The following is a 24,064-nucleotide window of genomic DNA, read 5'->3' as shown; positions in this document are numbered from 1 at the left end:
CGGGAAGGCCCCCAGGCCTCAGACTTTGCTTCGGGCTAGACGCACCAATGCCAACCGAGCTCAGCCGGACCCGACCCGATTCTCATACCTCGTGGCGGCCGAAGGCCATGGGGGACTTTGCTGCAACAGGTGCGGCGTTCCGCCCCGGGTCGCTCAGACCTGCCGGCTGCGCAGGTGGTCCAGCTGCGCGCGGACCGACGCCTCCGCCGCGGGCCACAGCGCCCGGTCGACGTCGGCGTAGACGACCTCCACGACCTGGCGGGCCGTCGCGTCCGCGCCGAGCTCGCCCAGCGCGGCGCGCACCTGCTCCAGCCGCTGCTCGCGGTGGGCGAGGTACGCGGTGGCGACGGCGGGGGCGTCGGGCAGCTCGGGGCCGTGTCCGGGCAGCACGGCGGTGCCCTCGGGCAGCGCGGCGAGCCGGCGCAGCGAGTTGAGGTAGGGGCCCAGCGCGCCGTCCGGGTGCGCGATCACGGTGGTGCCCCTGCCGAGGATCGTGTCGCCGGTGAGCACGGCGGTCGGCGCGTCCGGGCCGTCGAGCAGGAACGACAGCGAGTCCGAGGTGTGCCCCGGGGTGCCCACCACCCGCAGCTCGACGCCGGCAGTGGCCACGACGTCCCCGTCGCCGAGCGCCTCCGCGCCCAGCACCAGCGACGGATCGAGGGCCCGCACCGGCGCCCCTGTGAGCTCGGCGAACCGGCGGGCTCCGGCGGCGTGGTCGGGGTGGCGGTGGGTGAGCAGCACCAGCTCGACCGGGCCCTGCGCGGCGACGCGCCGCAGGTGCTCCTCGTCCTCCTCGCCCGGATCGACGACGACGCAGCCGGTCTCCCCCGGCGCACGCAGCACCCAGGTGTTGGTGCCCTCCAGGGTCATGGGTGACGGGTTCTCGGCGAGCAGCACCGACGCCAGCGGCGTGACCGACCGCAGCACGCCGTAGGCCGGATGGGTCATGCCCCGCCCCCGGGCAGCGCGATCTCGATGTCCGGGTCACCGGGGAGCACGGCCACGGGACGGCCGCCCTCGCGGCGCACCTGCGGGATGATCGGGGCGAGGTCGCGGTCCGCCGTGGCCGCCAGCACCGAGGCGCTGTCCGGGTGCTCGGCGATCTCCTGGAGGGTGCGGATGGTGGGCGGCATGAGCTGCACGTCCCCGCTCCACCACTGCTCCAGCGCCTCCGCCGGGAACCACCAGCTCGCCTCGACGGCCTCCGTGGTGTGTGCGTCGGCCTCCTGCCCCTCCGGGAGGAGGGCCACGAAGAAGTAGGTGTCGTAGCGCTTGGGCGAGGGCGGCGGGGTGATCCACCGGGCCCAGGCACGCAGGAGGTCCGAGCGCAGCACGAGACCGTTGCCGCCGAGCACCTGCCCGAGGTTGCTGCGCCGGGCCACCAGGTCCGCCCGGTGCCGGTCGAGCTCCGGTGGCAGGGAGGGGCCGGCGAGCAGCACCCCGCACTCCTCGAACGTCTCCCGGACGGCGGCGTTCACGAGCGCGCCCGCGAGCTCGGTGTCGCACCCGAGGCGTTCGCTCCACCACTCGGGGCTGGGCCCGGCCCAGGACGCCGCCTCGAAACGGTCACCCGCATCCACGCCTCCGCCGGGGAAGACGGTCATGCCACTCGCGAAGGCCATCCCGGCCACCCGCCGCTGCAGGAACACCTGCAGGGGCGCTCGTCCGGACGGGGGGTGCGGGTGGTCCCGGACGAGCAGCACGGTCGCCGCGGGCCTCGGGACGACGAGCGGGGAGGGCACGACCGACCCTAACCCGGGGACCGGCAGGATGGGGCTGTGGATCATTTGCGGGATCATGTGCGCGTCGGTCTCGTCGGTGGCGGCCCCTGGGCCGGCCGGGTGCACGGCCCGGCTCTCGCGGCGCACCCGCAGGCCGTACTGGCGGGGGTGTGGACGCGGCGCCCGGAGGTCGCCGCGGAGTTCGCCGAACGGTTCGCGACGAGCGCATATGCGGACTTCGACGCCCTGCTCGATGCCGTCGACGCCGTCGCATTCGCCGTGCCGCCGCAGGTGCAGGCGGAGCTCGCCGTGCGGGCCGCGGCAGCGGGCAAGCACCTGATCTGTGAGAAGCCCCTCGCCGGCACGGTCGAGGACGCGCGCGCCGTGGCGGGCGCCGTCGAGCGCGCCGGCGTGCTCACCACGGTGGTGCTGACGATGCGCCACGACCCGGCCGTGTGCGACTGGCTGGGCACGCTGCCGGAGGAGCCCGCCGACGGGAACACAGTGGCGACGGCACGCTGGCTGTCCGGGGCGCTGCTGGGCGGCCCCTACGCCGTCTCGCCGTGGCGGAGCACGGGGGGCTCCTGGACGTCGGCCCCCACGTGATCGACCTGCTCGACGCCGCGGTCGGCCCCGTCACGTCCGTCGGGTGGGCGCACCGCTCGGATCCGGACCTGTGGCGGTTCGGGCTGGTCCACTCGGGTGGGGCCCAGAGCAGCGTGACGCTGTCGATGCGCCTGCCCGTCGACCCGTCGGAGGTCGAGTTCACGGTGTACGGCTCGGCCGGGCGGCACCGGCTGGTGGGCCGCGCCGCGGACGCGGTGGCCTGCTACACCCACCTGCTCGACGAGCTCCTCGCCGCGCTCGACGGCTCCGGCCCGCCGCCCGCGCTCGACGCCGCCCGCGGCCTACGCCTGCAGGAGATCATCGAGCAGGTCCGCGCGGCCGCCTGACGGCAGCCGGCGGGCCACCTGACCGCTGCGAGATGCGCATGCGCGCACCCGGAACTGCAGGAACCGCCATCTCAGGGTGATCACGGGCTGGGTGATCGCCGTGAGTTGCGCATCCGCGCACCCGGAACGACAGGAACTGTCACCTCGCGGCGATCATGGCCGGGCTGCCGCGTGCCGACAGGCCGGCCGTTGCCGTCCGTCGCCGAGGCCGGAACGAGGGTCAGCCCGCGAGGTCCGGCGGGTCGGACCGGTGGCCGAGCCCCGACCCGTTCGGGGAGGCCCCGTTGGTGGCCCCGGCCCGCCGTCCCACCCGGGGCTTGCGCCCCTCGAGCAGCTCGGCCTGCAGCCGCGCGAGCAGCTGCCGGTCGGCATCGCTCAGCCGCGTGGCGGTGTCCGGCCGCGACTCCGACGACTGCCGGTCGGGCTCCGGCTCCGGCTCCGGGTCGCGCTCCTCGGCGGTGACCCCCGGCTCCGGCTCCGCCTCGGCCACGGGCTCCGGCTCCTCGGCCCGGGCCTCGGGCTCGGTGTCGATCTCCTCGGCCCGGTCGTCCGGCGGCTCCTCGGCGTACCGGTGCCGGGCGGCCCTGCGGGGCACGGGCCGTGGTGCGGGCCGTTCGGACACGGGCGCCGGGGCGGGACGCTCCTCGGCCGCGCTGTCCGTCTCGAGCGCCGAGGACGACATCGCCCAGTCGCCCGAGAGCCACTCGGCCGACCAGTCGGCCTCGTTGCGGGGCCGATCCGGCTCGTCGTCCCGCACCGGCCTGCCCGCCACGCCGAGCGGGTCGTCCTCGGCCAACGTCGGGTCGAGCAGCGGCGCCAGCAGCGGCTGGTTCAGCGGCCCGCTGAGCGGGTCGTCGAGGGAGGCGAAGGCGGGCGTTTCGGCCTGGACGGGCCGCCGCGGCGGCTCCGGGGTGGGCTCCGGCGCGCTCCGCGGGGCGTCGACGACCTCGGGCTGCGCGGACGGCTCGGCCGGCGGTTCGATCGGTGGCTGGTCGACGGGCGTGAGCGGGCGGGGGACGACCGGGGCCGGTCCGTTGCGGCGGACGAGCGGGATGGGCTTCGGCACCGTCGTCCGGGCGATCGGCGTGACCGTGGGGCGGCGGGTCCTGCCCATCGGCGTGGGGATCGGGGTGGGGCGCGCCACCGGCCGCGGCACCGGCTCCTCGCGGGCGGCGGCGGGCCGCACCGGGGACGGGTCCGCCGGGGCGTCGTCCCGGTCCTCGTCGGCGGCGGCAGGCTCCGGCTCCGGTCCGACGGGTTCGGGTGCCGACCGCACGGCGGTCAGCGGCGTGGGGCGCCGGGGAACGATGGGGATCGCGGTGGTGCCGGGATCGGCGTCGTCGAACCCGGTGTCGTCCGGTGCGGCGGTGGGCTCGGTGGGCTCGGTGGCCTCGGCCGGCGGGTCGACGGGCTCGGCCGCCAGGGCGCGCCTGCGACGCGGGAGGACCTCGCCGGGGACCTCCGCGGGCAGCTCGTCGGCCTCGGGCCGCGGGCGGGCCGGGCGGGGGGCCGGCGCGACGGGCTCGCGCGCCCGGCGACCTCCCCAGGGCGACTCCTCGTCGGCCGCGACGTCCCGGCTGGGGAGGTCCTCGTCGGTGTCGTCGAGGCCCCGGTGCACGGGCTCGGGATCGCGGCCGCGTTCCGGTTCCGTGGGTGCCGGTGTCGCGGTGAAGTCCCAGGCGGACTCGCGGTCGCGCGCGGGCTCCGGGGCCGGGGCGGGTTCGGGGTCGCGGGCGGGTTCGGGGTCGCGCACGTCGAGGTCCGACACCGGCCGTGGGCTCTCGACGTCGGGGATGCGTTCCGGCGCCGGTGCTCCGGTGGCGTCCGATCGCACCGGACGAGCGCTCCGCAGGGCGGCATCGTGGTACGCGGGAACGGGGTGGCCGGCCGTGAGGACCTCGACCGACGCGCGGACCCCGGAGCGGTCCAGCGCCACGGCGAGCTGGTAGGCCAGCACGTCCTGCGGGCGGGTGCCGGGCTCCGCCTCCACGAGCACCACCGGGTGCGGCAGCGGCCCGGGGGCCGAACCCGCGGGCGTCAGGCGGCGGGTGAGCAGCACCCGGCACCCCTGCAGCTGCCGCGGCGGCAGCGCGAGCAACGCGGCGCCGACGCCGTCCTCGGCCGGGCCGGCGTCAAAGCGGTGTTCGGTGCCCTCCTCGCGCCGCGCGGGCGGGAGCGCCCCGTCGGGGTCGAGGCCGGTCCGCGCGGCCCTGGCCGCCTCGACCAGGCCGGCGCGGAGGGGTTCCGGCAGCACCGCCCGGTCGGCGATCAGGCTGGCGGTGAGCAGCTCGACGGCGCGGGCGTCCTCGCCGACGGCGAGCAGCTCGCGCGCCCAGCCCAGCAGGTCGTCGTCCACCCGGCCGGCGAGCGCGAGCAGCAGGTCGTGCGTCGTGCCCGGCCGCGTCTCGTCCTCCACCTGACCTCCTCCCGTCCGGGTCACGTCCCGACCAGCGCCGCTGCCGAACGCCACAGCGGCGCCGAACCGATGATGGCGGCCCGGTGGTACGCCGGGGGCTCCCCGTGCGGCGGAAGCACCTCCACACACGGTGTGCGGTCCCCGTGGGCGCGCAGCAGCCGCTGCAGCGTTCCGGCGAGCGCCCACGGCCGTTCGGCGCCCAGCACGACCACCACGCGCTGCCCCCGGCGGGCGGCGCCCGCCGCGCGCGGATCGGTGCGCCACGCCTGCCGCAGCTCGACGCAGCCCGGATGACCGCGGACCACGGCGAGCACGCTCAGCGCCGCCGTGTCGACCTCGCCGTCGGCCCGGAACTCGACGTCCGGCTCGTCGGCGGCCGGCGCGGGGAGCACGGCGTCGAGCAGCGCGAGCGGGGCGCCCCACGCCTCGAGGGCCGTGGCGAGCAGGTCCCGCTCGTCGTCGGTGAGCCCGACGCGGTGCCGCAGCAGCTCACGGGGCAGCGTGGTGCCGAGCGCCGCGCCGCCGTCGGCGGCGAGCCAGTCGCGCAGCCGCCACAGCAGCTCGTCCGGCAGCCGGCCGGCCAACCGGACCAGCAGCTCGTGGCACGCCTCATGGGGGGTACTCATGGCGCCTCCGCGCCGGGCCTCAGGACCCGGCGACCTCGACGATCAACTCCACCTCGACAGGGGCGCCCATCGGCAGCTCGGCCACGCCGACCGCGGACCGGGCGTGCCGCCCGGCGTCCCCGAAGATCTCACCGAGCACGTCGGAGGCGCCGTTGACCACAGCGGGCTGCCCGGTGAACCCCGGCGCGGACGCCACGAACCCGACGACCTTCACCACGCCCGTGATCGCGTCCAGGCCGACGAGCGCGTCGACCGCGGCGAGGGCGTTGAGCGCGCAGGTCCGGGCGAGCCGGTAGGCCTCGTCGGCGTCGACCTCGGCGCCGACCTTGCCCGTGGCGGCGAGCTTGCCATCGACGAGGGGCACCTGGCCCGCAGTGAACACGAGCGACCCGGTGCGCCGGGCCGGGATGTAGGCCCCGGCGGGCGTGGCGACGGACGGGAGCGTGATGCCCAGCTCGCGGAGCCGCTCGGTGGGCGCGCTCACGACTGCACCGGCCGCTTGAACCAGGCGACGAGCTGCTCGGGGGAGGCGCCGGTGGTGACCGACACCAGCTCCCAGCCGTCGCGCCCGAAGTTGTTCAGGATGGCCTGGGTGTTGTGGATCAGTACCGGAGCGGTGAGGTATTCCCACCGAGTGACCGACGAACCGGGGGAGCTCATCGCACGTCCTCGCTGCGCTCGGCCGGCGCTTCGCGCGGGCGCTGCGCTGATGATTCGCTCGCAAGCTCGCTCATCGCCCGCCCTCGCTGGCGCTCGGGCGACCGCTTCGCGGAAGCGCTGTGCCGATGATTCGCTCGCTGCGCTCGCTCATGAGCAGCACTGTAGCCAGCGCCTCATCCCTTCGGGCGGCCGGTGCGGCCGTGGCTCCGTAACCTGGAACGGTGACGTCATCCGCGTGGCCGGCCGCTCTGTCCGCGGCCCGTCTGCACGTGGTGTCGGGCAAGGGCGGTACCGGCAAGACCACCGTGGCCGCTGCCCTCGCGCTCGCCCTCGCCTCCGGCGGGCGGCGCACCCTGCTGGTGGAGGTCGAGGGCAGGCAGGGGATCGCCCAGCTGTTCGACACCCCACCGCTGCCCTACGAGGAGCGCAAGATCGCCGTGGCCCCCGGCGGCGGCGAGGTCCGCGCGCTCGCCGTGGACGCCGAGGCCGCGCTCCTGGAGTACTTCGAGATGTTCTACCGGCTCGGGATGGCCGGCCGGACCCTGCGCCGGATGGGCGCGGTCGAGTTCGCCACCACCCTCGCGCCGGGGCTGCGCGACGTGCTGCTGACCGGGAAGGTCAAGGAGTGCGTGAACCGGCGCGGCGCCGACGGCAGGCCGGTCTACGACGCCGTCGTGCTCGACGCGCCCCCGACCGGCCGGGTCGTGAGCTTCCTCGACGTCACCAAGGCGATGGCCGAACTCGCCAGGAGCGGCCCGATCCACAGCCAGTCCGAGGGCGTGGTGCAGGTGCTGCACTCGGAGCTCACGGCCGTGCACCTGGTGACGCTGCTGGAGGAGCTGCCGGTGACCGAGACGCTGGAGTCGGCCGCCGAGCTGTCGGCCGCGGGCCTGCCCACCGGCGCCGTCATCGTCAACCGGGTCCGGCCGCAGTGGCTGCCGGACCGCTCCGTGGCCGCCGCCGCGAGCGGCCGGGTGGACGCCGACCGGGTCCGCACCGGGCTGTCGGCCGCCGGTCTCGACCTCCCCGCCGACGTGGTTGACGGGCTCGTCGCGGAGACCGTCGACCACGCCGTGCGGGTGCACGCCGAGGCGGCGGCGCTCGCCCGGCTCGAGGAGGGGCCCGCGCTGCCCCGGCTGGAGCTGCCCCAGCTCGTGGAGGGGGTCGACCTCGGCTCGCTCTACGAGCTGGCCGATGAGCTCGTCGAGCAGGGCGTCGCAGCAGGTGAGGAGGCCGCATGAGCCCCGTCAGGATGGCCGCGCCGCTCGAGGTCGACGCGCTCCTGGACGACGAGGACACGCGGGTCGTCGTGTGCTGCGGCTCGGGCGGGGTCGGCAAGACCACCACCTCCGCGGCACTGGCGATCCGCGCCGCGGAGCGGGGCCGCCGCACCGTGGTGCTGACCATCGACCCGGCGCGGCGGCTGGCGCAGGCGCTCGGCCTGGTGGAGCTGGACAACGAGCCCGGCAGGGTGGCTGGCGTGGGCCGGGCCGGCGGCGAGCTGTACGCGATGATGCTCGACATGCGCCGGACCTTCGACGAGATGGTCTACGCCCACGCCGAGCCCGACCGGGCCGAGACGATCATCGCCAACCCCTTCTACCAGACCATCTCCTCGTCGTTCTCCGGAACGCAGGAGTACATGGCGATGGAGAAGCTGGGGCAGCTCGCGGCCACCGGCGAGTGGGACCTCATCGTGGTCGACACCCCGCCGTCGCGCTCCGCGCTGGACTTCCTCGACGCCCCGCAGCGCATGTCCAACTTCCTCGACGGCCGGATGATCCGGCTGCTGTCCGCCCCCGCCCGGGCAGGCGGGCGCGGGCTGCGCAAGATCGTCGGCGCGGGTTTCTCGCTGTTCGCGAAGACCGTCTCCACGATCCTCGGCGGGCAGATGCTCGCCGACGCGTCCGCGTTCGTGCAGGCGTTCGACACCATGTTCGGCGGGTTCCGCGAACGCGCCACCGCCACGTATGCGCTGCTCCGCTCGCCGGGCACCGCGTTCCTCGTGGTGGCGGCACCCGAGCCGGACGCGCTGCGCGAGGCCGCCTACTTCGTCGACCGGCTCGCGGGCGAGGACATGCCGCTCGCCGGGCTGGTGCTCAACCGCACCCACCCCGTGCTGGCCCAGCTCTCGGCGGCGAAGGCGCGCGACGCCGCCGAGGGGCTGCGCGGCGCCCCGCTGGCCGCGGCCGTGCTGCGGCTGCACGCCGACCGGGTGGACCTCGCCGAGCGGGAGGAGCGGTTGCTCTCCCGGTTCACCAGCGCGCACCCGACGGTCGCGGTGGCCAGGGTGCCGGTCGTGACCGCCGACATCGCCGATCTCGACGGGCTCCGGGAGATCGGGGAGCGGATGGCCGCGGCCGTCGACGAGGCCGACGCGGAGGCGCCGCTGCGCTCGGCGGCGCGGTAGGCCGTCGGCCGCGGGGAGCGGAGCCGCGCGCCCGGTCACGCCGACTCGGGCACCGCCGACCCGGCCGCCCCCCGGTCCACCAACTCCCGTTCCCGCTCCACGACCTCGGCGAGCGCGTCGGCCGTCTCGTCGGCCGCGGAGGCGTAGTGGGCGGTACGCGCAGCGTTCAGCAGGTCGGTCCAGGACGGCACCTCCGGCCTGCTGCGCAGCAGGGCCCGGCGTTCGCGCTCGGTCATGCCGCCCCAGACGCCGAACTCGACGCGGTGGTCGAGGGCGTGCGCCAGGCACTCGGTGCGCACCGCGCACGTCCGGCAGAACTCCCGCGCCTCGCGCTGGTGGGCGCCGGTCACGAAGAGCCCTTCGGCGTCGGTCGTCCGGCACCGCGCCGCCCCCCGCCAGTTCCACCGACCCGTCATGGCTGCCCTCCCGAAAGTCGCCGTGCTCGTCACGACCAGCACAGACGGATTCTGGGAGCGCCCGGTTCCACCGAGAACCGAGCAAAATTACTCAACTTCGGCGAGCGGCGCCCTGACGGACCGATCACACCGCCCCGCGTACCCTGAGAACCTGTGAGCTCCCAGCGTCGTCTCCTGCGGCCGCTCGGCCTCCTGCTCGGACTGTGCCTGCTCGCCGGCGTGCTGGTCGCGGGCATGGCGTTCCCCGCCGCGGCAGGCCTCGGGCTGGTCGCCAGCGACGCCGGCGACAGCGTCAACACCTCCTCCACCGACCTCGTGGGCGGCCCGCTGCCGCAGACCACCACGGTCACCGACGCGGCGGGCGTCCCGATCGCGTGGTTCTTCGAACAGAACCAGAACCGGCACCCGGTCACGATCGACGAGATCTCCCCCGCGATGCAGGCGGCGATCGTCGCCGTGGAGGACCGCCGGTTCTACGAGCACCAGGGCGTGGACTGGCAGGGCACGCTGCGGGCGCTCGTCGCCAACTCGGCGTCCGGCGACGTCGTGCAGGGCGCGTCCACGCTCACCCAGCAGTACGTCAAGAACTACATGCTCTACGTGGAGGCCGACACCGAGACCGAGCGGCTCAAGGCCACCGAGCAGACGCCGGCGCGCAAGCTCAAGGAAGCGCAGATCGCTCTGCAGATGGAGCAGGCGCTGAGCAAGGAGGAGATCCTCACCCGCTACCTGAACATCGTCTCGTTCGGGAACGGGGCCGCGGGGATCGCGTCCGCGGCGCGCACCTACTTCAACACCACCGCCGACCAGCTGACCGTGCCGCAGGCGGCGCTGCTCGCCGGCATGGTGCGGAGCACCGCGGCCACCGACCCGGTCGCGCACCCGGAGGCGGCGCGGGAGCGGCGCAACCTCGTGATCGGGCAGATGCGCGACCAGCAGATGATCGACGAGGCGCAGGCGGAGGCCGCGATGGCCGCGCCGCTGGGCATCGTCGAACCGCTGGTCACCCAGCCCAACGGCTGCATCGGCGCCGGCGACGCCGGCTTCTTCTGCAAGTACGCGGAGTCCTACCTCCTCGATGCCGGGTTCACCCGGGAGCAGCTCAACGGCGGTGGCTACACGATCCGGACCACGCTGGACCGGGAAGTGCTGCAGCAGATGAAGGCCTCCCTCGTCGCGGAGGTCCCGCCGCAGCAGCCCAACGTGGCGAACGTGATGTCGGTGGTGCAGCCGGGGCAGGACAAGCACCGCGTGCTCGGGATGGCGTCGAGCCGCGTGTTCGGGCTGGACGCCGAGGCCTACGAGACGAGCTACGGCCTGCCGTACGAGCCGGTCAACCTGGGCGCGGGCTCGGTCTACAAGGTCTTCACGGCCGCCACGGCGCTGGCGAAGGGTCTGGGCATCAACTACCAGCTCGCCGTGCCGCCGAGCGGGTACGCCTCGCCGATCTACGTCGACGGGGCCGGCAGGCCGCTGCCCGTGCGCAACGCCGAGGACTACCCGAGCCGCCTCTCGCTCACCGATGCGCTCGCCCAGTCGCCCAACACGGCGTTCGTCAAGCTGATGGAGTTCACCGGCGTCCCCGACGTGGTGGACATGGCGGTGCGGCTGGGCATGAGGTCGCTCGCCACCACCCCGTTCGTCGACCCGGCCACCGGCAGGCCCACCGACCGCTCGATCGCCGAGGTCACCAAGGCCCAGAACCAGGCGTCGTTCACCCTCGGCGTCACCCCGACGAGCGTGCTCGAGCTGGCGAACGTCGGTGCCACACTCGCGAGCGGCGGCACGTGGTGCCCACCGAGCCCGATCGAGTCGATCACCGACGCGGCCGGCAACCCGGTGCCGCTCACCGAGGCTCCCTGCGAGCAGGCGGTCGAGCCCGCACTGGCCGACGCCATGATGCACGCGATGAGCAAGGACGACCTGCCGGGCGGCACTGCGGGGCGCGCGGCGGCCCAGGCGGGCTGGGACCGCCCGATGGCCGGCAAGACGGGCACCACCCAGCAGCACAAGTCGGCGGCGTTCCTCGGGGCCGTCCCGCAGATATCCGGTGCGGTGATCACCTTCGACAATTCGAGGGCGCCCCGCCCGCTCTGCGACGGCGCCGGCTCCCCCTTTGCCTGCTCGGAGGGCAACATCTTCGGCGGCAAGACCCCCGCCGAGACGTGGTTCGGCGCCATGGTGCCGCTGCTCGCCGGGCAGCCGGTGCTGGGCCTGCCCCCGATCGAGGAGCGCTACCTGGAGGGCGGCGCGGAGTCGCGCGTCCCCGACGTCGTGGGCCGCAGCCAGAACGATGCCCGCTCCACCCTCGAGCGGGCCGGGTGGCGCGTCACCACGCGCACCGTCGACAACGCGGCGTCCCGCGGCACGGTCATCGGCCAGAGCCCGCGCGGATCCGCACTGCCGGGCGAGACGGTCACGCTCAGCATCAGCAGCGGTTCGCCGCCGCCCCCGCCGCCCGCTCCGACCGGCCCCCCGCCGTCCTCGGAGGACCAGCCGCCCACGTCGGAGAACGGCGGCGACGAGAGCGGCGGCGATCAGAGCGGCGATCAGAGCGGCGATCAGAGCGGCGATCAGAGCGGCGACGACACCGGTGACGACAGCGGCGGCGAGGGCGACGGCGGCGGTGACGGCGGGGACGACGGCGACGGCTGAGCCCCTCCGCGGTCGCCCGACGGAGTGGTCGTGCCCGGCGTCGATCCCGAGACGCGGGCGGTGATCCACGGGGTTGCCTAGCATCCCGCCCATGACGGTGGGGTCGGGCGACGCGCTGTTCGGGGAGGACGGCACCGGCGGCGGCACCGCGCCCCCCGGAGTGGACGGTCCCCCCGGCGCAGCGCCGCCGTTCACCTCTGGCAGGGGCACCGAGCCGGCCCGAAGCCCCGCGGCACACGCGTCGCCGCTTCCCGCCGACCCGCCGGCTCCGCCGCCCTCTCCCGTCCTACCGGGCGCCGGCGCCCGCCCGCAGTCGGCGGATCCGGCGGCCGCGCACCTGCCGCCCCGCCCCGAGGCCCGGCCGCGGATCCCCGACGAGCCCGTGATCCTCGGGTTGTCCCGGCGTTCCCGCAGCCGCCTCGGCTCGCGGCTGTTCACCGCGTTCTTCGTGCTGGTCTTCGCGCTGATCGTCATCGACATGGCCATGGGGTTGCTCGACCCCTGAGAACGTCCTGAGCACCCTGCACGCGCCCGTGCCGGAACCGTCGGCCCCGCGGACTACCCTGGAGGCCCAGGTGGCCCCCGTGTCCGCCGGAGCCGCCGCGGTGCGGCCGTGCCCGCCGAGGAGGTGAGGAGCGATCGGACCCGAGCCCGCTTCGCCGAACGCGTCCGCAGCCGAGCCCGATGCGCGTCCGGGCGGGCCCCAGCTGTCGGCGCCCACCTCGCACCGCGTGCGCAGCGTGCTGGCGATCCCCTCGTTCCGGAGGCTGTGGCTCGTCACATCCGTGGCGGGTGTCTGCGACTGGATGAGCCTCCTCGCTCTTTCCGCGCTCGCCACCCAGCTCACCAGCGGCTACACGGCGCAGAGCTTCGCGCTCGGCGGCGTCGTCGCCACCAAGCTGCTGCCCGCGCTCGTCCTCGGGCCGCTCGCGGGCGCGCTGGCCGACAAGTTCGACCGCCGCAGGGTGATGGTCGTCTGCGATCTCCTGCGGTTCGCCCTCTTCGTGTCGATCCCGCTGGTCGGATCGCTGTGGTGGCTGTTCGTCGCGGTGTTCCTCATCGAGATCTGCGCGCTGTTCTGGATCCCGTCGAAGGACGCGGCGGTGCCGAACCTGCTGCGGCGACCCGACCAGGTCGAGACGGCCAACCAACTCAACCTGGTCATGACCTACGGGGTCGCCGTCATCACGGCGTCCGGGCTGTTCACGCTGCTGTCCAGCGCGGGGTCGGTCCTCGGCGGCGAGGGCTCGGCGATGGCCACGGTGTACCTCGCGCTCGTCCTCAGCGGGGTCGCCTACCTGATCATCGCGCTCACGGTCTGGTTCCGGATCCCGGAGATCTCGGGGCGCGCCACCGAGCAGCGGGGTCCCGCGCCCGGCATCCTCACGCTGCTCCGCGACGGCGCCACGTTCGTCGTGCGCACCCCGCTCATCCGCGGGCTGGTCATCGGCATCATCGGGGCGTTCGCCGCGGGCGGCACGGTGGTCGGGTCGGCCACGCTCTACGCCGCGAGCCTGGGCGGCGGCAACGCCGCGTACGGCGTGCTGTTCGCCTCGGTGTTCGTCGGGCTCGCGCTCGGGATGGGCGCGGCCCCGCGGATGGCGCGGCGGGTCCCGCACAACCGGCTGTTCGGAGCGGCGATCGTCGCGGCCGGGCTCGCACTGGTCCTGGTGGCCGTCGCCCCGCACCTGTTCGTCGCGATCGCCGCGGTCATGCTGGTCGGCGGGTTCGCCGGCATCGCGTTCCTCACCGGCCTCACGATCATCGGCACGCACGTGGCCGACGAAGTCCGCGGCCGGATCGTCGCGTTCGTGCAGTCGATCGTGCGGCTGACGCTGCTCGGCTCGATGGCGCTGGTCCCGCTGATCGTCGGCCTCGTCAGCGCGCGGCGCATCGAGCTGTTCGGCTACCCGTTCCTGATCGACGGCACCCGTGTCGTGATGCTCGCGGGCGGCCTGGTCGCGGCCGGCGTCGGGATCGTCGCCTACCGGCAGATGGACGACCGGCGCACCGAGCCGATGCTGCCGGACCTGCTCTCCGCGCTCCGGCGCGGGGATCCGCGCGAGGGTGAGGGCGTCCTGATCGCCGTCGAGGGTGCGCCCGCCGAGGAGACCACCGAGCAGGCGGCGCGGCTGGCCGAGCGGCTCCGGGCGGCCGGGCACACCGTCGTCGTGCCCGAGGGTGGCGAGCGCGACCGGGAGCGGTGGGCGGCGGCCACCCGCGAGGCGGCCCTGTCGGGCACGCGGGCGAAGGCGCTCGCCGCCGCGGCCGTCCGTGCCGACCAGGTCGAGCGCGTCATCCGGCCCGCGCTGAGCAGCGGCGCGGTGGTCGTCGTCGACCGGTTCCTGGCGAGCCCGCTCGTCCAGTTCGGGGTGGCGGCCGACCGCGCGCACGCCGAGCTCGACCCCGGTGAGCTGGAGAACCTCGCCGCCTGGGCCACGGGGAGGCTCCGGCCCGACGTGTCCGTGCTGCTCGATCGTGCACCCGCCGGCGGGGAGCCGGCGAGCTCCGGGATCTCCGGCGAGGAGCACGTGCGGGTGCAGCGGCTGCTCACCCGGATGGCGGCCGCCGAGCCGCACCGCTACGTCGTCGTCGACGCCGACGGCTCCACCGAGGAGGTCGCCGAGCGCGTCTACGCGGGCCTCGTGCCGGTGCTGCCGCGACGCCCCACCACCTCGGCGGGCGACGGCAGCGTCGCCCCCGCTCCCGGCACGGCGGGGGTGTCCCCGTGACGGTGTGGGACGAGGTCGTGGGGCAGCCGTCGGCCGTCGCCGAGCTGCGCGCCGCGGCGGAGAACCCCGCGGCGATGACGCACGCCTGGCTGTTCACCGGTCCCCCCGGCTCCGGCCGGTCGGTGGCGGCCAGGGCGTTCGCGGCCGCGCTGCAGTGCCCCCGCCACGGCTGCGGCGAGTGCGCGGCCTGCCACACGGTCATGGCCGGCACCCACTCCGACGTGCGGGAGGTCGTCCCCGAAGGGCTGTCGATCTCGGTGAGGTCGATGCGGCAGCTCGTGCAGTCCGCGGCCCGCCGTCCGGCCACCGGCCGTTTCCAGATCCTGATCATCACCGACGCCGACCGACTCACCGAGAGCGCGGCCAACGCGCTGCTCAAGTTCATCGAGGAGCCGCCGGATCAGACGATCTTCCTGCTGTGTGCGCCGTCCGACCACCCGGAGGACGTGCGGATCACCATCCGGTCGCGCTGCCGGCCGGTGCCGCTGCGCAGCCCCTCGGCCGAGGCGATCGCCGGTGTCCTCGCCCGCCGCGACGGCATCGAACCCGACACGGCCACGTGGGCCGCGTCCGTAGCGGCGGGCCACGTCGGCCGCGCCCGTCGGCTCGCGCGCGATTCCGAGGCGCGCACCTACCGGGAGAACGTGCTGGCCCTGCCGCTGCGGATCCGTGGCCTGGGCGACGCGTTCTCCTACGCGGGCGAGCTGGTGCGCAACGCGAAGGCCGAGGCCACCGAGCTGAGCGAGGGCCGCGACGCCGCCGAGCGGGAGGAGCTCGCCGTCGCCATGGGCGCCGGTGGCGTCGGCAAGGGGGCCGCCGCCGCGGCCCGCGGGGCCAAGGCGGCGGAGCGCGACCTGGAACGCCAGCAGAAGTCGCGCAACACCCGCAACCAGCGCGACGCCCTCGACCGCGCGCTCGTCGACCTGGCGGGGTTCTTCCGCGATGCGCTGGTGGTCGGCAGCGGCGCCCAGGTGCCTCTGACCCACCCCGACCGGCAGGCCGACATCCGGCGCGCGGCGGGCGAGTGGTCGCGCGAGTCGGTGCTCCGCAGGCTGGAGGCCGTGCTGGCCTGCCGCACCGCGCTGGACCAGAACGTCAAGCCCGAGATCGCGGTCGAGGCCATGATGACGTCGCTGCAGCGCGGCTGATCCTCCCGTGCGCGCCCAGGCAGAATTGCTGTCGTGACTCAGGGAGGGGCAGCCGACACCGCCGTCTCAGCGCGTGAGGCCGAGGTGCTGGCTGCCGTGGGTGAGCACCTGAGCAACGCCGAATCGCCGCGTGGCTGTTCATCTCGGTCCGCACGGTCGAGAGCCACGTGTCGTCGCTGCTGCGCAAGCTCGGGGCCAACGACCGGCGCGCCCTGACCCTGATCGCCGCCGAGCAGTCCACACCGGCCCCGGCCGCACCGCGGCGGGTCGCTCCGCTGCCCGCGCCGCTGACGTCGTTCGTCGGCCGGTCGTCCGAACGCGCCGAGCTGGCCGACGCCCTGCGCGAGCAGCGGCTCGTCACCGCGGTCGGCCCGGGCGGGGTCGGGAAGACGCGGCTCGCGCTGGCCGTGGCCGCCGACGTCACGGACCGGTTCGCCGACGGGGCCTGGTACGTCGACCTGGTTCCGGTGGCCGACGCCGCGATGATCGCCGCTGCTGTCGCGGGGGCGGTCGGGATCGCCGAGCAGCAGGGCCGGTCGCCGGAGGACACGCTGCTCGGCTGGGCGGCCGACCGGCGGGCGTTGCTCGTGCTCGACAACTGCGAGCACCTGCTCGACGGCGTCGCACTGCTGGTCGAGCGGCTGCTGGCGCAGAGCCCCGGCGTCGTGGTGCTCGCGACGAGCCGGGCGCGGTTGCTCCTGCCGTTCGAGCGGGTGCTCCCGGTCGACGGGCTGTCGGTCGTCGAAGGGGACGACGCGTCGGGCGGCGACGCGGTCGCGCTGTTCGAGGAACGCGCGGCGGCGGCCGGTGCGGCGCTCACAGCCGCCGACCGGGACCGCGTCGTCCGGATCTGTCGTGCGCTCGACGGCGTCCCGCTCGCGATCGAGCTCGCCGCCGCCCGCCTGCCCGCGCTGGGCGCCGACGGGCTCGAGGCCGGCCTCGCCGACCGGCTGCACCTGCTCACCGGGGCCCGGCGGGTCGACAGCAGGCACCGCTCACTGCGTTCGACCCTGGACTGGAGCTACGCGCTGCTCGACGAGCAGGCGCAGGCGGTGCTGCGGAGGGTGTCGGTGTTCGCCGGGGCGTTCCGCGCCGACGACGCGGCGCACGTCGCGGGGTGGCCGCCGGTGACCCCGCGCGAGGTGGGCGCACACCTCGCCGCGCTCGCCGACCACAGCCTGCTGGTGCCGACCGCGGCCGCGGACGGCACGCGCTACCGGGCGCTCGAGGCCGTGCGCCAGTACGGGGCGGAGCTGTTGGAGGACACCGGGGAGCTCGCCGAGTGCCGGCGCAGACACCTGGAGTGGGCCGGTGAGGCGGGGAGCGCCCTGCTCGCGGTCACCGATGTCGACGCGGCCTGGCGGGCCGGCTTCGACCGGCTCGCCGACGAGCTGCGGGCGGCCCTCGGCTGGGTGGCCACGCGACCGGAGCACCGCGCTGCCGCCTACAACGGCAAGACGCTGCTCGCGGCGCTGTGCCACCGGCGCGGCATGCCCGGGGAGTCGCAGTGGCGCTACGAGCAGGCGGCCGAGCTGGCCCCCGACGACCGGCACGCCGCGGTGGCCCTGCACCGGGCCGCGGGGGCGGCCGAGGCCCGGCTGGCGGGCGACGACGCCATCCGGCTGCACCGGGCGGCCGCCGACGCGGCGCTGCGCGTCGGGGAGCCCGCATCGGCGGCCCGCGACCTGGCGCAGGTGGCGGAGCTGATGAACCGGGCGCCCGGGACGATGGCGCTTCCCGTCGGGGCCGACGCCGTCCACGCCGCGCTGGAGGAGGCACGCCGGCACGCGGGCGGTGACCCCGTCGCGGAGGCCCGGATCGCCACCGCGGAGGCGTTCGCGATCGTCGAGACCGACCCGCTGGCGGCCGAGGCGTCCGAGCGGGCGCTCGAGCTGGCCCGGCGTGCGGGTGACCCGCTCGCCGAGAGCGCGGCGCTGGACCGGCTCACCACCGCCCAGCTGGCGCGCGGAGAGGGGAAGGCGGCGCTGGCGAGCGCGTTGCGGCGCATCGAGCTGCTGACACCGATCACCCTCGACGCCGACCTGGGGTTCGAGCTGGCCGACGCGCACGTGATGGCGGCCGAGTCGGCGCTCACCGCGGGCGACCTCGTGACGGCGCGCCGGGTCGCCGAGCGGATCCGGGACCTGCCGCTGCACCGCGAGGTCGGCCACGTCGCGACCGCGCGGTTGATCGTCGTCACCGCCCTCGCCGGCGACTGGACCCACCACGCTCGCCGCCGCGGACGTCTTCCGGGCGAGCTGGGAGCGGGCGCAGGACCCGTCCCGACGCTGCGCCGCGCCGCCCACGCCGTCGCCATGGTGCACGGGCTGCGCGGTGAGCCGGCGGAGCAGGAGACCTGGATCGGCATCTGCGAGGCGCTGTCGCCGGCCGACCGCCCGACGCACGACCACCGGGCGAGCGCGTTCTTCGACACCGTCGTCCTGCTGCACGACGGCCGGTTCGACGAGGCCGTGGACCGGCTCGACATCCCGCCGCACGAGCTGCGCCGCTGGTACCAGGGCCTGTGGCGACCCTGGTACGCCGCGCTGTGGGCGGAGGCCGCCGTCCTGGCCGGTGCGGCGGACGCTGCCGGGCGCATCGACGCGGTCCGACCGGCCACGGCGGACAGCCCGATCGCGGCCGCGCTCGTCGACCGGGCCGCCGCACTTTACGCAGGGGACCGGGCGGGTGTCCTCGCCGCGGCGGAGATGCTCGACGCTGCGGGGTGCCTGTACCAGTGGGCGCGCAGCCTCCTGCTCGCCGGCGGCACCGAGCGGGAGCGCGGGGTGTCGGAGCTGGTGGCGATGGGTGCCGCCGTCCACTGAGTGGACCCGCACGGAGACCACGGAGTGGCTTTTCCGTGCTCGATCCGTGCTCGGCACCGATGTCCCGACGGCCCCCGCGGTCGATCGTGGAGCCATCACTCCAGAACCGACCGAAGGACGTGCCGAGATGCTGAACCAGCTGTTCACCGCCGCCGACATCGCCGCCGACCACCGCCGCGAGCTCCTCGCCGACGCCGCGACGCACCGGCTCGCCCGAGCGGCCGTGGCACCCGCCCCCACCGCGTCGAGGTGGGCCCGGCTGCTGCGCTCCGCCGCGCGCCTCGCCCCGCGGCCCGCGCGCTCGGCGGCAGAGGCGCGGTGAACCCGCGCGAACGGCCCTTTCGTCCAAACCTATCGAGCGAAAGTGCCGTTCGCGCAACGGCGCGTACGCTCAGGGCAGCGCGGGCATCCGGAAGAAGATCATCGGGTTGTTGCCCGCCCCGCGGATCGGCTCCAGCCCGAGCTCGTCGCGCAGGGCGTTGAGCGCCGCGTAGTCGGCCTTGGCCTTCGCGCGGGACGGCGTGAAGAACGGCACGCCGCGCTCGTCCAGCCACCGGACGACTACCTTGCCCTCGTGGAACGGCAGCGTGGCGCGGAAGTGGTAGACGTCGTGCACGCTCACCGGGATGTCCGACGGCACCCGCGGGAACAGGTGCTGCAGGTACCAGCGCGCGAACGGCGCGTTGTGCGCGGCGTCGACGAACAGGTAGCCGGTGTCGGCGGGGACCTGGTCGAGCGTCTGCTTGATGTCGCCCTTCACGAACGTCCAGCGCCCCTCGGCGAGGTCGCGCGGGACGTTGCGCACCACGTTGTCGATGATGTCGAAGCTGTGCAGCGTGCCCTCGCCGTTGTCGCGCAGCGCACTGAGGATCCACGAGGTCGACCACCCGTGGAACGTGCCGAGCTCCATCACCGCCGCCGGCCTGGTCGCGCGCAGCAGCAGGTAGGTGATCTCCGCCTCGAGGTCGTCGAGCTGGGGCGTCATTGTCCCCTTCAGCGACTCCGCGAACTCCCGCTGCGCCTTCCCGACCGCGGCCAACTCCCCCGCGAACTCGCGGTAGAGCTCGCGGATGTACCCCAGGTCGATCGGCTTCACCGGGTGGTCCTCCAGGGGGATCGGTTCAGGCGGGTGCGCGCAACTGTATCCACCGGCCCGGCTGGCCCGGACGGGCGACGCGGGCCCCTGGACGGGGGGACCGGAAGCGCCCGCTACACTCATCCGCGCACCACCCGCCGCCTTAGCTCAGTCGGTTAGAGCGACGCACTCGTAATGCGTAGGTCTGGGGTTCGACTCCCCAAGGCGGCTCCGCAGGTCAGGGGCACTATCTAGCCTCCTCGAAGACCACGTTCAGGCCCCTCGTGGCCTCATTCGTGGCCTCAACCCGAGGTATCGTCCTCGTGCGGCCTCATCTCGCCCGTCTCGCGGACGTCGACGCGGCACCATCGGATGGCTGCCTAGCGGCTCCGCACGGGTCAAGGTCTACGCGGGGATCGACCAGCTCACGGGCAAGACCATCTGGCTGCGTGAGACGGTCAGGGCGCGGGCGACGGAGGCCGAGACCAAGCGCGAAGCCGAGAAGGTGCTGACCCGCCTGCTCAATCAAGTCGACGAGCGCCGGAGCCCCAAGACCGAGGCGACGGTCAACGATCTGCTCGACCGCTGGCTGGAAGTCATCGACATCGAGCGCAAGACCCGCGCCGGCTACGTGGGCAAGATTGAGAAGCACGTCCGCCCGACCATCGGTCGGCTACAGGTCGGTCGCGTCAAGGCCGACACCATCGAAGGGCTCTACGCGCGCCTACGCCGATGCCGGGAGCACTGCCGAGGCGAGAAGTTCGTGCAGCATCGCACCAGCGGGGAGCACGTCTGCGACGAGCACACGGCCCGGCGCAAATGCGCCAAGGTCACCAGCGGCGATCCAACTGCCAGATGTCGATGGTGCGAGCGCGCGTGTGCACCTCACAGATGCGTACCGCTGGCCGCTGGGAGCATTCGTGTCGTCCACGCCATCTTGAGCGGCGCCTTCACCCGCGCGGTCCGGTGGGGCTGGATCGCCGTCAGTCCCATCGAACAGACCGAGCCTCCCGCTGTACCGCGACCCAATCCCGCACCGCCGACCGCCGAGGAGGCGGCCGAGATCCTCACCGAGGCGTGGAAGGACCCGGACTGGGGCGTCCTGATCTGGTTCGCCATGACCACGGGAGCGCGTCGAGGCGAGGTGTGCGGTCTCCGGTGGTCACATCTCGACCTCGACCGCGGAGTTGCCAAGTTCCAAGCCAGCATCGGCCAGATCGCCGGCGATGTATGGGAGAAGGACACCAAGACCCATCAGCACCGCCGCGTGACCCTCGACCCCGAGCTCGTCGACGTGCTGCGTGAGCACCGCGAACGGTGCGACGAGCGAGCCGCTGCAGTCGACACCCGCGTTCGCCGCGACGGGTTCGTGTTCTCCCCCGTGCCGGACTGCTCGAAGCAGACGAGCCCCGACACCGTGACGCAACGGTATGGGCGCCTCGCCGCGCGCCTGGGGTTGCACACGCACCTGCACAGCCTTCGCCACTACTCCGCGACAGAGCTGATCGCGGCGGGGGTCGACATCCGAACGGTGGCCGGCCGGCTGGGACACGCCGGCGGCGGCTCGACAACGCTACGGACGTACACCGCTTTCGTCCTCGAAGCCGACCAAAGGGCTGCCGCCGCGCTCGCCGCTCGGCGCCCTCGGCCCACCTTGCCGCCCGCCGTGTAGCCGTCCGGCGGCGCGTTCCCCCGAGCCGTAGCGTGGGCGCCATGAGCGACCAGCCGGGCCTGCCGTTCGGTCGGGAGTCGGCCGTAGATGTCCTTCAGTCTGCGTGTGCAGCCGTCGGCTTCGATCCTGACGGCGCCGAGCTGCTGCGGCTCGGCGAGAACGCCATCTTCCGGCTAGACGATTCACCGGTTGTCGTGCGGATCGCACGCGGCCCCGACTATCGGGCGTCTGCGATCAAAGAAGTGAACGTGGCCCGATGGCTCGCGGAGGCTGGCGTCGATGCAGCTCGAGCGTGGGACGTCGACCAGCCCATCGACGTCGGCGGGCACCCCGTCACGTTCTGGCACTACATCGCGGGGCGCCGGGGTGGGCCCGGCGACGTTCGCGCTCTGGGTCTCACGCTGCGCCGACTTCACGATCTGCCTCCGCCCCGCGAGTTCGCTGTGCCTGAGGAGGACATCCTCGCCCGCGTCGAGCCGCGGATAGCCCGCTCCCCCATTCCATCCCAGGACCGCGTATTCCTCACGTCGTTGGTGGCTGACTTGCGTACAGAGGTCAAGGCACTCGAATTTCCCCTCGATACAGCCGTGACCCACGGTGATGCCCACGTGCAGAACCTCATGTTCCGCGAATCGGGCGAGGTCGTTCTGATCGACTTCGAGCGCGTTTCTTTCGGGCAACCCGAGTGGGATCTGTCGATGACTGCAACGGAGCACGTCACCGCCCAGTGGTGGACGAGCGCACAGTACTCGGAATTCGCTCGATGCTACGGATTCGATATCCTGGACTGGCCTGGTTTCGATGTTCTCCGCCGAGTACACGAGATAAAGATGACCACCTGGCTCATGCAGAACATCAACGAGTCATCCGCAATTCACGACGAGTACGCCCGCCGGATGGCGACGATCCGGGATGGCGTGCGCGATGTCAGATGGACGACGTTCTGACCGCCGGCCCCTTCGCCTCCTGGAATCGTTGGGTCACCACCGTGCGTAGGTCGACCACTCGCGGGTCGGTGGCGTGCGCCTCGGGAATGGCTCGCAGGAACTCGCGGACGTAGTTCCTCCACCTGCTCGACCGGATCGCGCCGGCAAGCTCGATCGACGAGCGCGCGACGGCGACGGCCTGATCGAGGTTGCCGGCGTGCAGGGCTCCCACGGCAGAGACCATGTTGATGAACGCCAACGTTCTTGGTGGGGTCAGAATGGGATCAACCGCCATCGCCGCGAATTGCTCCGTTTCCGACGAGCGCCGGAGGTCGCGGTAGCAGTGCGCGGCCTCGCCCGCCAACTCGACGTGATCGAAATAGCCGATCCACGGAGGGTCTTCGTCCGCTCGTCGGCGGTCAAACAGCGCCTCAGCTTGGGTGAGGACAGCGGCACATGCGGTCGAGTCGCCAAGCGACGCGAGCGCCCGCGCCTCCATCGCAAGGAGGAGTGCAGAAACCGTGGCGGACTTCCTCGGTCCAGTCGTGGCCTGGGCAGCCCGAGCAAGCTCGACCGCTTCCCGAAATCGGCCGAGGTAGTTGGCCTGATGGCTGAGATTCGACAGCAGGCGTGCGCCCATAAGGTTGTCGTCAGCCTCGCGGGCGAGTCGGAGACCCTGCACGAAGTACTGCTGCGCTGCCCCATGCCGGCCCGAGTCGTACGCGCTCCAGCCGAGCATCTGCGTCAGCTCCGCGGCGGCCGAAAGGAGGTCGCGGTACTGCTCGGTTCGCCCGCGCGCCGCAGCGAGCTGTGGCAGGACGCGGTTTCGGAAGAAGAACAGGAGCAGTTCGCGCGTATGTCCGCCCCCGAGCTGAAAGTCGAGCTGCATCAGGGTCGCCGTCGTTGCGCGGATCGCTGCCGCATCGGGCGGTGGTCCGTCGTCGCTCGCGCCGGCCACCGCGCCCGTCCGGTCGAACAGATACCCGGTGATCACACTCGCTGTAGCGTCGCCGTCCCAGCGGCTCAGTTCCGGCGCCGACCCCACTTCGATGTCGAACCGTGCAAGTCGCCCGAGGTTCTCCGCGGCGGCAGGGAGGTCGGCCGGATAGGCCAGCGCTGGCAGTGCCAGCGCGCCCGAACTCCCGGTGTCAGCCTGCGCAGGCGTGAAGCCGAGATCAGCGGGGGTGACGCGTCGGCCAAGGCGCTCGGACAGTGCAACGGCGATGTATCGGGCCGTGTGCGGCTTGGGCTGCATGCCGGCGAGGTACCGGCCGATCGCTGCGTGATCCGTAGCGGAGCGCTGCCCATCGATCTGGGCGAGCTCACGCACGCGCTTGGCAAGGCCATGGTTGCTCGCACGCGCCTGGGCCATCGCGCCTGCGAGTGCGCGGTTCGGTTCCTTCCCCACCCGCCTCACCGCCCCCGAGGTGTTCGGCGTGCACTCCCTCGTGCACCCCCCGTGCACGAATGCACTCGGAGTACACACTGTAGGTCAGTCGCGACGCGCTGTTTCCTGATTGCGTGAACAGCGCACAGGAGCACCCGGTGAGCACGGTGACGATCGACTCCCAGATGGGGTCAACGATCGTCCTCCAGGGCCGTAAGCCGGTCGTTGATCCGGGCCAGCTCCTCGTGGACGAAGGTCGTCAGCTCGGCGAGCTTCGTCTCGACTTCCGTCGCTTGATCATCGTCGCCAGGAGCAGTGTTGGTCGGTAGCTGTGCGGGCATGGCTGATGATCTCGATCGGGTTGTGGCTGGGTTGGTGCTTCCGCGGTGGGGCCGCGTCGTGAGCACGGGGACGAGCTCGCCGGCGTGGACGGTGACGGGGC

The 24,064-nt window shown here is 73.8% G+C and carries 22 protein-coding genes and 1 tRNA gene; 14 read left to right on the top strand and 9 right to left on the bottom strand.

Annotated elements, in window-relative coordinates; genetic code table 11:
• Positions 1-153: 153 nt before the first annotated feature.
• Together KME75_RS24175 and KME75_RS24170 are read right to left on the bottom strand one after the other, a co-directional pair.
• Entirely contained in the window at positions 154-948 is a 795-nt protein-coding gene (locus tag KME75_RS24175; protein ID WP_219417162.1) for an MBL fold metallo-hydrolase, read from the bottom strand.
• Entirely contained in the window at positions 945-1,787 is an 843-nt protein-coding gene (locus tag KME75_RS24170; protein WP_219417161.1) for an NUDIX hydrolase, read from the bottom strand. Before KME75_RS24170 ends, KME75_RS24175 begins: the two co-directional genes overlap by 4 nt.
• Between KME75_RS24170 and KME75_RS46090 the strand changes: the two genes are divergently transcribed.
• Complete coding sequence (locus KME75_RS46090; RefSeq protein WP_308283028.1) at positions 1,779-2,327, top strand: Gfo/Idh/MocA family protein; 549 nt, start codon at positions 1,779-1,781, stop codon at positions 2,325-2,327. The two genes, KME75_RS24170 and KME75_RS46090, sit on opposite strands and share 9 nt — an antisense overlap.
• The gene (locus tag KME75_RS46085; RefSeq protein ID WP_308283027.1) at positions 2,285-2,674 is read left to right on the top strand and encodes a Gfo/Idh/MocA family oxidoreductase; all 390 of its coding nucleotides are present in this window, start codon (positions 2,285-2,287) and stop codon (positions 2,672-2,674) included. Before KME75_RS46090 ends, KME75_RS46085 begins: the two co-directional genes overlap by 43 nt.
• A gap of 220 nt (positions 2,675-2,894) precedes the next feature.
• On the opposite strand, the gene KME75_RS24160 is transcribed toward KME75_RS46085, so the two are convergent.
• The 4 genes from KME75_RS24160 to sp36 are packed head-to-tail and all read right to left on the bottom strand — an operon-like array spanning position 2,895 to position 6,376.
• Entirely contained in the window at positions 2,895-5,090 is a 2,196-nt protein-coding gene (locus tag KME75_RS24160; protein ID WP_219417160.1) for a hypothetical protein, read from the bottom strand.
• 20 nt (positions 5,091-5,110) lie between these two features.
• Entirely contained in the window at positions 5,111-5,716 is a 606-nt protein-coding gene (locus KME75_RS24155; RefSeq protein ID WP_219417159.1) for a hypothetical protein, read from the bottom strand.
• A gap of 19 nt (positions 5,717-5,735) precedes the next feature.
• Complete coding sequence (locus tag KME75_RS24150; protein ID WP_219417158.1) at positions 5,736-6,200, bottom strand: RidA family protein; 465 nt, start codon at positions 6,198-6,200, stop codon at positions 5,736-5,738.
• Positions 6,197-6,376 carry a Sp36 family protein gene (gene sp36 / locus KME75_RS24145; RefSeq protein ID WP_219417157.1) on the bottom strand — a complete coding sequence of 60 codons (180 nt, stop codon included), beginning with the start codon at positions 6,374-6,376 and terminating at the stop codon, positions 6,197-6,199. The genes KME75_RS24150 and sp36 overlap by 4 nt, the downstream gene beginning before the upstream one ends.
• 221 nt (positions 6,377-6,597) lie before the next feature.
• Between sp36 and bagA the strand changes: the two genes are divergently transcribed.
• Both bagA and bagB read left to right on the top strand, forming a co-directional pair.
• Positions 6,598-7,617: an ATPase BagA gene (bagA, locus tag KME75_RS24140; protein ID WP_219417156.1), complete on the top strand. Its 1,020-nt coding sequence runs from the start codon at positions 6,598-6,600 to the stop codon at positions 7,615-7,617.
• An 11-nt stretch (positions 7,618-7,628) separates the two neighbouring features.
• Positions 7,629-8,786 carry an ATPase BagB gene (gene bagB / locus KME75_RS24135; protein ID WP_219417165.1) on the top strand — a complete coding sequence of 386 codons (1,158 nt, stop codon included), beginning with the start codon at positions 7,629-7,631 and terminating at the stop codon, positions 8,784-8,786.
• 35 nt (positions 8,787-8,821) lie between these two features.
• Here the strand turns inward: bagB and KME75_RS24130 are convergent, their stop codons facing one another.
• The gene (locus KME75_RS24130; protein WP_219417155.1) at positions 8,822-9,202 is read right to left on the bottom strand and encodes a WhiB family transcriptional regulator; all 381 of its coding nucleotides are present in this window, start codon (positions 9,200-9,202) and stop codon (positions 8,822-8,824) included.
• Between the two features lie 153 nt (positions 9,203-9,355).
• On the opposite strand from KME75_RS24130, the gene KME75_RS24125 reads away from it, so the two are divergent.
• The 6 genes from KME75_RS24125 (at position 9,356) to KME75_RS24100 (ending at position 18,884) form a co-directional block, all read left to right on the top strand.
• Complete coding sequence (locus tag KME75_RS24125; RefSeq protein WP_308283026.1) at positions 9,356-11,857, top strand: penicillin-binding protein; 2,502 nt, start codon at positions 9,356-9,358, stop codon at positions 11,855-11,857.
• Between the two features lie 91 nt (positions 11,858-11,948).
• The gene (locus tag KME75_RS24120) at positions 11,949-12,362 is read left to right on the top strand and encodes a hypothetical protein (RefSeq protein ID WP_219417154.1); all 414 of its coding nucleotides are present in this window, start codon (positions 11,949-11,951) and stop codon (positions 12,360-12,362) included.
• A gap of 226 nt (positions 12,363-12,588) precedes the next feature.
• Positions 12,589-14,589 carry a bifunctional MFS transporter/dTMP kinase gene (locus KME75_RS24115; protein ID WP_219417153.1) on the top strand — a complete coding sequence of 667 codons (2,001 nt, stop codon included), beginning with the start codon at positions 12,589-12,591 and terminating at the stop codon, positions 14,587-14,589.
• Entirely contained in the window at positions 14,586-15,737 is a 1,152-nt protein-coding gene (locus KME75_RS24110) for a DNA polymerase III subunit delta' (protein ID WP_219417152.1), read from the top strand. The genes KME75_RS24115 and KME75_RS24110 overlap by 4 nt, the downstream gene beginning before the upstream one ends.
• A 122-nt stretch (positions 15,738-15,859) precedes the next feature.
• Entirely contained in the window at positions 15,860-18,562 is a 2,703-nt protein-coding gene (locus KME75_RS24105) for a winged helix-turn-helix domain-containing protein (protein WP_219417163.1), read from the top strand.
• 127 nt (positions 18,563-18,689) lie between these two features.
• Positions 18,690-18,884: a hypothetical protein gene (locus tag KME75_RS24100; RefSeq protein ID WP_219417151.1), complete on the top strand. Its 195-nt coding sequence runs from the start codon at positions 18,690-18,692 to the stop codon at positions 18,882-18,884.
• Positions 18,885-18,953: 69 nt separating this feature from the next.
• Here KME75_RS24100 and KME75_RS24095 read toward each other — a convergent pair whose 3' ends face one another.
• Positions 18,954-19,658, bottom strand: coding sequence for a class I SAM-dependent methyltransferase (locus KME75_RS24095; protein ID WP_219417150.1), 705 nt, complete (start codon positions 19,656-19,658; stop codon positions 18,954-18,956).
• Positions 19,659-19,794: 136 nt separating this feature from the next.
• Between KME75_RS24095 and KME75_RS24090 the strand changes: the two genes are divergently transcribed.
• The 3 genes from KME75_RS24090 (at position 19,795) to KME75_RS24080 (ending at position 22,256) form a co-directional block, all read left to right on the top strand.
• A tRNA-Thr gene (locus KME75_RS24090) sits at positions 19,795-19,868 on the top strand.
• Between the two features lie 274 nt (positions 19,869-20,142).
• Positions 20,143-21,309 (top strand): tyrosine-type recombinase/integrase, encoded by a 1,167-nt coding sequence (locus KME75_RS24085; RefSeq protein WP_219417149.1) that lies wholly within the window; start codon positions 20,143-20,145, stop codon positions 21,307-21,309.
• Positions 21,310-21,350: 41 nt separating this feature from the next.
• Entirely contained in the window at positions 21,351-22,256 is a 906-nt protein-coding gene (locus KME75_RS24080; protein ID WP_219417148.1) for a phosphotransferase enzyme family protein, read from the top strand.
• On the opposite strand, the gene KME75_RS24075 is transcribed toward KME75_RS24080, so the two are convergent.
• Entirely contained in the window at positions 22,237-23,643 is a 1,407-nt protein-coding gene (locus tag KME75_RS24075) for an NsdA family TPR-like regulatory protein (protein WP_219417147.1), read from the bottom strand. The genes KME75_RS24080 and KME75_RS24075 overlap by 20 nt on opposite strands.
• A gap of 137 nt (positions 23,644-23,780) precedes the next feature.
• Here KME75_RS24075 and KME75_RS24070 point away from each other — a divergent pair, with 137 nt between their 5' ends.
• Positions 23,781-23,951, top strand: a complete 171-nt coding sequence (locus KME75_RS24070; RefSeq protein WP_219417146.1) for a hypothetical protein — start codon at positions 23,781-23,783, stop codon at positions 23,949-23,951.
• The last annotated feature ends 113 nt before the right edge of the window (positions 23,952-24,064 follow it).

The organism is Pseudonocardia nigra (assembly GCF_019396355.1).
Taxonomy (GTDB): domain Bacteria; phylum Actinomycetota; class Actinomycetes; order Mycobacteriales; family Pseudonocardiaceae; genus Pseudonocardia; species Pseudonocardia nigra.
Note: the sequence above shows the minus strand (reverse complement) of the source record. Positions and strands in the feature narration are given on the sequence as shown.

Coding starts and splice junctions, on each gene's coding strand:
- bagB (WP_219417165.1), top strand. CDS start 7,629: ATGGCCGCGCCGCTCGAGGTCGACGCGCTCCTGGACGACGAGGACACG.
- KME75_RS24080 (WP_219417148.1), top strand. CDS start 21,351: ATGAGCGACCAGCCGGGCCTGCCGTTCGGTCGGGAGTCGGCCGTAGAT.
- KME75_RS24120 (WP_219417154.1), top strand. CDS start 11,949: ATGACGGTGGGGTCGGGCGACGCGCTGTTCGGGGAGGACGGCACCGGC.
- sp36 (WP_219417157.1), bottom strand. CDS start 6,376: ATGAGCTCCCCCGGTTCGTCGGTCACTCGGTGGGAATACCTCACCGCT.
- KME75_RS24130 (WP_219417155.1), bottom strand. CDS start 9,202: ATGACGGGTCGGTGGAACTGGCGGGGGGCGGCGCGGTGCCGGACGACC.
- KME75_RS24170 (WP_219417161.1), bottom strand. CDS start 1,787: ATGATCCACAGCCCCATCCTGCCGGTCCCCGGGTTAGGGTCGGTCGTG.
- KME75_RS24175 (WP_219417162.1), bottom strand. CDS start 948: ATGACCCATCCGGCCTACGGCGTGCTGCGGTCGGTCACGCCGCTGGCG.
- KME75_RS24155 (WP_219417159.1), bottom strand. CDS start 5,716: ATGAGTACCCCCCATGAGGCGTGCCACGAGCTGCTGGTCCGGTTGGCC.
- KME75_RS24100 (WP_219417151.1), top strand. CDS start 18,690: ATGCTGAACCAGCTGTTCACCGCCGCCGACATCGCCGCCGACCACCGC.